We start from the raw sequence: 7,140 nt of genomic DNA, 5'->3' as shown, positions 1-7,140 counted from the left end.
GAAGAAAAATGTGTAACCGGCCCGCCGCCTCCCGTCCCCTGTTTCGTAAAACCGTTATTGCCGGCCTGCTGTGCAGCCTGCCGCCGCTGACCGCCGCCTGGGCGGAGGATCGCAGCCCGCGCGTTATCAATGACGGCGCTGCCCATACCCTGAATAACGTTGATATTTACAGCGACAGCGGTAATGCCATCACGCTGAACAACAGCAGCCAACTCACCCTGATAAACAGCACCCTGACGGTGGAGGGAATAACCGAGAAAGGCATAGCGGCCGACGGGGAATATAACCAGCCTCCCACCCTGTTTGCGGCCGAAAATATCACCGTCAATGTCGCCGGTGAAAAAGCCAAAGGGATTGAGCTCGCCGGTCATGTCACGGCCACGCTGGCGGACGCGGTTATTTCAATGCGCGACGGCATTTCCGCGCTGCAAAGTAAACTAGGCGCTACCCTGAGTGCCGATAATATACAAATCACCGTGGACAATACCGCCCGCGGCCGTGCGCCGGCGATGGAAGTGGTGGATATCGTCGGCACCCAGGCGCTGTTCAACGGCGGCGATATCCGGGTGGATACGCAGGGCACGCTGGACGTGTTTAACCTCTCCGGCACCGAAACCCAGCAGGGCCGCCTCACGCTGAATGACCTCACGGTGGCGGTTAACGGGCCGGAAAGCGGCCAGCCAAGCTACCTGATTAACGCCAGCGGCAACAGCCGCGTCACGGTGAACGGCGGCGACTACACGATGCGCGCCGGGAACGGCTACGGCGTCTGGCTGGTGGATGAGAGCGTGCAGATGGATGCCACCGACATGACGCTGACCACCGAAGGCACCGGCGCGCACGCCATCGATAACCGCGGCCGGCTGACGATGGCAGGCAGCCGCATCACGACGCTGGGGAACAGTTCACACGCGCTCTACACCGAAGCAAACACCGACGCACGCGATCTGGTGCTGAGCACGGCGGGCAAACGCAGTGCCGCCATTGCCGCTGCGCGCGGCGGCGACGTGGACTTGAACGGGGTTTCAGCCGCTACCTCCGGCGAAAACAGCAACCTGCTGCTTAACTTTGGCGACAGCCACATTGCGGCAACCGCCCTGACCGGCACCGCCTCCGGCGACCAGGCTGACGCGATAAAAACCTACGCCAATGCGGCAATTGCCCTCACCGACAGCCAATTAACCGCCCGGGGTGCCGACGCGCACGGCATTATCATGCTCAACGATTCCGCGCGCCGCGCCGCGACCACCGACATCACGCTGGACAACAGCACGATCCGGAGCGAGCAGGATGCGGCCATTTCTGCGCTGGGCGGCGGCATCACCCTCAACCTCGCCAACAGCAGCCAGCTCACCGGCGGCAACGGCGTGCTGCTGGAAACCGCCGTTATTCAGGATGCGGCGGGCAACCTGGTGCATGATGAGGTCACGCTCAACGCGGACGGCAATTCGCGCCTGACCGGGGATGTGCTGATCGATGCCCAGGCACCGCAGAACAACGCCGCCCTGCAACTCACTAATGGGTCACAGTGGCTGGGGGCGACGCCGCAGCTTAACCAGCTCACGCTTGATGCCACCAGCCAGTGGGCAATCACCGGTGACAGCCGCATCAGCCAGCTGGCGCTGGGCGGCGGCACACTTGCCATGCAGCACAGCGGCGACCGCTACCTGACCCTGCATACCGGTAACCTGAGCGGCGGCGGCGATCTGCGGCTGAACACCGCGCTGGCCGGTAACGCCTCCGCCACCGACCGGCTGGTGGTGGCCGGGGAGATGCACGGCGACTACCAATTGTTCGTGAATAACCGCGGCGGCCGGGGCGGGCTGACCACCGGCGACGGCATCAACGTGATTCAGGTGGACGGCAGCAGCAGCGGCACCGTGGTGCTGGGGCAGCGGGTGGCAGTGGATGCCTACGACTATTTCCTCTACCAGGGCGGCGAACAGGATGCCAACGACTGGTATCTGCGCTCCACCTTTACCGACGAGCCGGTCACCCCGGACGATCTGCCGCCAGACGATCCGCGCCCCTTCCCACCGGCCCCCCAGCCCGACCCGGACGACGTACCGTGGCGGGAAGAGGTGCCGGGCTACCTGGCTGCGCCGGTGCTCAACCAGCGTTACCTGTTCGATGCGCTCGGCACCTACCACCAGCGCACCGGCGGCGATGTGGCGCACCTCGACGGCAGCTGGCTGCGCGTGTTTGACCAGCAACAGGATCTGGATTCCGGCCGGTTTGGTTATGACAGCGAAACCCGCTATGTGCAGCTGGGCAACGACGTGTATGAAAGCCGCAGCAACGCAGCCACCACCCGCGCCGGATGGGTGCTGACACTCGGCAGCCAGCGCACTGACGCCGAAGACCGCCGGCGCGCGCTGAACCCGGCGCTCTCGGTGGCTACCGGCCGGATCGAGAGTGAAATTTACAGCCTCGGCGGCTACTACACCGTGCAGGCGGAAGATGGCGGTTACCTTGATGCGATCGGCCAGCTCAGCACTCTCCACAATGACTATTTCAGCGCCGGGCACAGCGCGCAGCATGGCGCCGGCATTGCGGCCTCGATTGAGGCCGGGAAACCGTTCGCCCTGGGTAACCGGGTGATGCTGGAGCCGCAATTGCAACTGAAATACCAGTACCTGCATCTGGACGGGTTTAACGATGAGATCAGCGCCGTGTCTGGTGTGGCGCAAAGCAGCGGCGAAGCGCGTGCCGGGCTGCGCCTCACCCGCGACATCGGCCGCTGGCAACCCTACCTGACGCTGGATGCCACCACACTGATCGGGGATGAACCGGCGGTGCGCGTCGGTTCACAGCAGATCCAGACCGAGTTCAGCAACAGCTACTGGCAAACCGGGCTGGGCGTGGCGGCCACCCTCAGTGACAGCGCCAGCGCCTACGGGGAGTTCCGTTATCAACAGGCCTTTGACCGGCAAAGCGACGGCTATGCCGGGATGATCGGGGTGAAAATCGCCTTCTGATCCCCTCACCCGGCCTGATAGGTCACTGCTGGCAGGCCGGGCACCAGTAAAACGGCCGGGAGGAGAGCGTGGTTTTCTCAATGATGCCGCCGCAGCGCTCACACGGCTTCCCGGCGCGGTGGAACACCCGGAAGCGGAACAGCGCGCCATGGTGTTTGCTTGCTTTGGCCTTGCCGCGTGTGGCATAGGAGAGGCGCGCAATGCTGAGCACCGCCTCCGCCAGCGCGTCACGCTGCTCTTCGCTGAGATCCTGCGGCTTGTGCTGCGGGGCCAGTTGCGCCTGCCAGAGGATCTCTGCCCGCAGGTAGTTGCCCAGCCCGGCGATAAACGCCTGATCCAGCAGCGTGCCCGCCAGCTGGCGGCGACGGAACGCCGGGGACATCAGCCGCTCGCGCACCATGTCCGGCGTCAGGGTCATGTCCAGCACATCCGGCCCGATGCGCGCCAGAAACGGATGGGTTTCGATCTCGTCCGTGACCCACAGTGAAATGTCCGAGGCGCTCAGCAGCACCACGGCTTTATCCGCTGTTTCCAGCCGCACGCGCGGCGAGCGCTTACCGGCCGGTTCTTCGCCGGGTTTCACCACCCGCCAGACGCCATACAGCTGGTTATGGCTGTAGAGCGTCATGCCGTTGGAAAAGTGGGTCAGCAGCGCTTTGCCCCGGGTTTCAAACCGGGTCACACGGCAGCCGATCAGGTCAGATTGATAGGGTTGCAACTGGGGAAAGGCGAACCAGACGTGGGTAAGCGGCTTGCCGCCGACCGCTTTTTCAAGCTTATCGGCTGCGCGCCGGATCTCCGGGCCTTCAGGCATGGGTACCGCTCCTTAGCTATTCCATAAATACAACAGGCACGCGCCGGCGTGCCTGCTAACGATATCAATACACAACAGGCACATTTCACCCGCCTGTTGTGTCATAAATATAGCGCAACGGCAGGCCAGCCTGCCTGCGCCATTCAGGCGGGATTGCCCGGCTGAAAATCTGACGTTTCACGTTCCGTCAGCCACGCCTCAAGCAGCCGCAGATTGGTTTGCTTCAGGCTGCTGCGGTTCCATACCAGATAGTAGGTCAGGCTCCCGCAGTCCAGCCGGTAATCATCCAGCGCGATCAGCGTGCCCTCTGCTAACTCTTTTTCAACCAGCACACGTTGTGCCAGCGCAACCCCCTGCCCTTCCAGAGCGGCCTGATAAGCCAGCGCGGAGCTTTCCAGTTCCCGCCAGTTGGTCAGGCGCCGGGTCTCAATCCCAAAGGCGTCACCCCATAGTCGCCAGTCATCCGGGCGGCCACGCACCCTGAGCAAGGTATGTTGTGCCAGATTCTCAGGATCCAGCCGCGTTTTGCGCCCCGGCGCAGGCCGGAAAACCGGGACAAGCGTGTTTTCAACCAGGGGGGTGGCGTGCATCTGGGGCCACTCACCGCTGCCCAGGCGGATAGCCGCGTCAAAGTCTGCCGCATCATCCCAGTCTGACGCGGTGGTCAGCCTGACATCAATGGCGGGATGGGCCAGCTGGAAGGCCGTCAGCCGGGGGATCAGCCAGCGGGTGGCAAAGGTGGTGAAAGAATGGAGCCGGATGACGGCGCGACCGGCGCTACGGTGCAGGATCTGCCCCGCCTGGCGCAGCCCCTCAAAATGCGTGCTGATCTGCTGGAAATAGGCACTGCCGGCATGCGTCAGCATGAGCCCCCGGCCATAGCGTTGAAACAGCGGTATCCCAAAATGCTCTTCCAGTTGCCGGATCTGGCGGCTCACCGCACCGGAGGTGACAGACAGGTGGTCAGCGGCGGCCCGGACGCTGCCGGTACGCGCCACAGACTCAAAGGCCAGCAAAGCATTCAAAGAAGGCAGGTCGCGCATCATCATCACCCTTGAGTTTTTCTCAACATTTGCGCCATTTTAATCGATTGTGGCTGGAAACTCATCACAGGAGAATGGCCCGGCTCCCCCGTACTTTACACAGCGTAAGTGAAGTGCATCTGCCAATTCCCACTAAAGGACAGCGATATGATCAATGTTATCAACCCTGCTGATGGATCTGTTGTCGGCCAGACTCCCCTGATGAGCGAGCCAGACGTGGCGGCTGCCATCACGCGGACCTGTGACGCCTTCCCTGCCTGGGCGCGGAAAACGGCAAAGGAACGCAGTGATATCCTGCGTCGCTGGTACGATCTGGTTCGCGCAGACAAACGTGTTTTTGCCGAAATTATGGTGAAAGAAAACGGGAAATGCCTGAGCGAGGCATTGGGTGAAATCGAGTATGGGCTGGGCTTTATTGAATGGTACGCGGAAGAGGCGAAACGTGTTTATGGTGACACCATTCCTTCCCACGATCCCAACGCGTCCGTACTGGTGATGAAAGAGCCGGTCGGCCCCACGGCGGCGATCACGCCCTGGAATTTCCCTTTTATGATGATCACCCGCAAAGTCGCCACCGCCCTGGCCGCAGGCTGCACCATGATCATCAAACCCGCGGAAGAAACGCCGTTAACGGCCTGGAAACTGCTGGAGTATGCCCGTGAGGCGGGCATTCCTTCCGGCGTGTTTGAAATGGTCACGGGCGATCCCAACGCGATTGGCGAGGCGTTTACGCGTGACGAGCGCATCCACAAAGTCTCCTTCACGGGGTCTACCCGGGTCGGCAAGCTGCTGGCCGGCCAATGTGGGGCAACGCTGAAAAAAATGACCCTGGAGCTGGGGGGGAATGCGCCTTTTATAGTCTTCGACGACGCGAACCTGGAGGATGCCGTGGCCGGGCTGGTGAGTGCCAAGCTGCGTAACTCAGGCCAGGTCTGTATTTCACCCAACCGCATTTTTGTTCAGGCGGGGATTTACGACGCGTTTGTTGAAAAGCTGACCGCAGCCGTGGCAAAAATCCGTGTCGATCAGGGCATGCAGGATGAATTTGTGGTGGGCCCGCTGATTAACCAGCAGGCGATAGACAAAGTGACCGCGCTGGTGGATAACGCCGTATCGCTGGGTGCCGCGGTCAGGCTGGGCGGCAAGCGGCATCCCAAAGGCGGGCTTTTTTATGAGCCCACTATTCTGTGCGATCTGAATGAGCGCTTTGATGTGCATAACACCGAAATTTTTGGCCCCGTCTTCGCGTTGTATCGGTTCTCCTCGGAGGAGGAGGCTATCCGTAGTGCCAACAATACCGAATATGGCCTGGTGGCCTATGCCTGGACAACCGATATGGGCCGCGCTTTCCGCCTCTCAAGGCAACTGGAAGCGGGTATGGTGATTATCAACTCGGGGTCAGTCGGCACGGCATCGGTGCCTTTTGGCGGCATCAAATCGTCCGGATACGGCCGTGAGGGGGGGCATTATGGCATCGAAGAGTATGTGCAGGTGAAATACGTGCTGATGGCCGGCCAGAACCATTAACGTGAGCTCCCCTCAGTGCATGAAGATGCGGCATCTCTTCTGCCGCCTGGTGCCTGAGGGGAGGTAACGGCTATCGCCCAAACGCACCGGCTCAGTGGGTGGCACCGCCGCCCACCAGCAGGTCGCGCTCGGTGTTAAGCGCAATGGCAATCGCCAGCTCCAGCGCCGTCAGCACGGTATTGGCCGCCATGCTCGGGCTGCCGGGGTGGTTGGCCGCCTGCTCCGGCAGATAAGGGATATGGATAAAGCCGCCCTTAACCCGCGGGTTGTTTTTCAGGTGCAGGTGGTGCAGCAACCCGTACATCACATGGTTACAGACGAACGTCCCGGCGGTTTGTGACACCGCCGCCGGAATACCCGCCTCACGCAGCCCGCTGACAATCGCCTTGATCGGCAGTTGCGAGAAGTACGCCGCCGGGCCGCCCGGCACAACCGGCTCATCGATCGGCTGCTGCCCCTGATTATCCGGGATGCGCGCATCATCAACGTTAATCGCCACCCGCTCGAGGCTGATTTCTGCCCGGCCGCCCGCCTGCCCCACCGCCAGAATCAACCGGGGCTGGGTCTCGTCAATCGCCGCATAGAGCGCCTCCAGCGCATGGTGGAACACACAAGGCAACTGGCGCGTCACAATGTGCACGCGGCCCAGCTCCATATCGTGCAGCCGCTTCACCACCTCCCAGGAGGGGTTGATGCGCTCACCATCAAAGGGTTCAAACCCGGTTATCAATACAGTCTGCATCATCTCATCTCCCCAAAGGCCCTGCTTTCAGCATAG

Annotated in this window: 5 protein-coding genes; 2 read left to right on the top strand and 3 right to left on the bottom strand. The window is 61.9% G+C overall.

Going from position 1 to position 7,140, the window contains the following annotated elements:
- Positions 1 to 2,978, top strand: a 2,978-nt coding sequence (locus CYR55_RS08915) for an autotransporter family protein (RefSeq protein ID WP_146000970.1), incomplete at its 5' end; no start/stop codon positions are given.
- 22 nt (positions 2,979 to 3,000) lie between these two features.
- Here the strand turns inward: CYR55_RS08915 and nei are convergent.
- Positions 3,001 to 3,792: an endonuclease VIII gene (nei, locus tag CYR55_RS08910; RefSeq protein ID WP_101815780.1), complete on the bottom strand. Its 792-nt coding sequence runs from the start codon at positions 3,790 to 3,792 to the stop codon at positions 3,001 to 3,003.
- Between the two features lie 143 nt (positions 3,793 to 3,935).
- A complete protein-coding gene (locus CYR55_RS08905) occupies positions 3,936 to 4,841 on the bottom strand; it encodes a LysR substrate-binding domain-containing protein (protein WP_241522113.1) in 906 nt (301 codons plus the stop codon).
- A 141-nt stretch (positions 4,842 to 4,982) separates the two neighbouring features.
- Here CYR55_RS08905 and CYR55_RS08900 point away from each other — a divergent pair, with 141 nt between their 5' ends.
- Entirely contained in the window at positions 4,983 to 6,362 is a 1,380-nt protein-coding gene (locus CYR55_RS08900; RefSeq protein ID WP_101815778.1) for an NAD-dependent succinate-semialdehyde dehydrogenase, read from the top strand.
- Positions 6,363 to 6,453: 91 nt separating this feature from the next.
- On the opposite strand, the gene pcp is transcribed toward CYR55_RS08900, so the two are convergent.
- Positions 6,454 to 7,104 carry a pyroglutamyl-peptidase I gene (pcp, locus tag CYR55_RS08895; protein WP_101815798.1) on the bottom strand — a complete coding sequence of 217 codons (651 nt, stop codon included), beginning with the start codon at positions 7,102 to 7,104 and terminating at the stop codon, positions 6,454 to 6,456.
- Positions 7,105 to 7,140 lie beyond the last annotated feature (36 nt).

Source organism: Chimaeribacter californicus, assembly GCF_002858675.1.
GTDB lineage: Bacteria > Pseudomonadota > Gammaproteobacteria > Enterobacterales > Enterobacteriaceae > Chimaeribacter > Chimaeribacter californicus.
The sequence above is the reverse complement of the archived record's forward strand: the minus strand, read 5'-3'. Positions and strand labels throughout refer to the sequence as shown.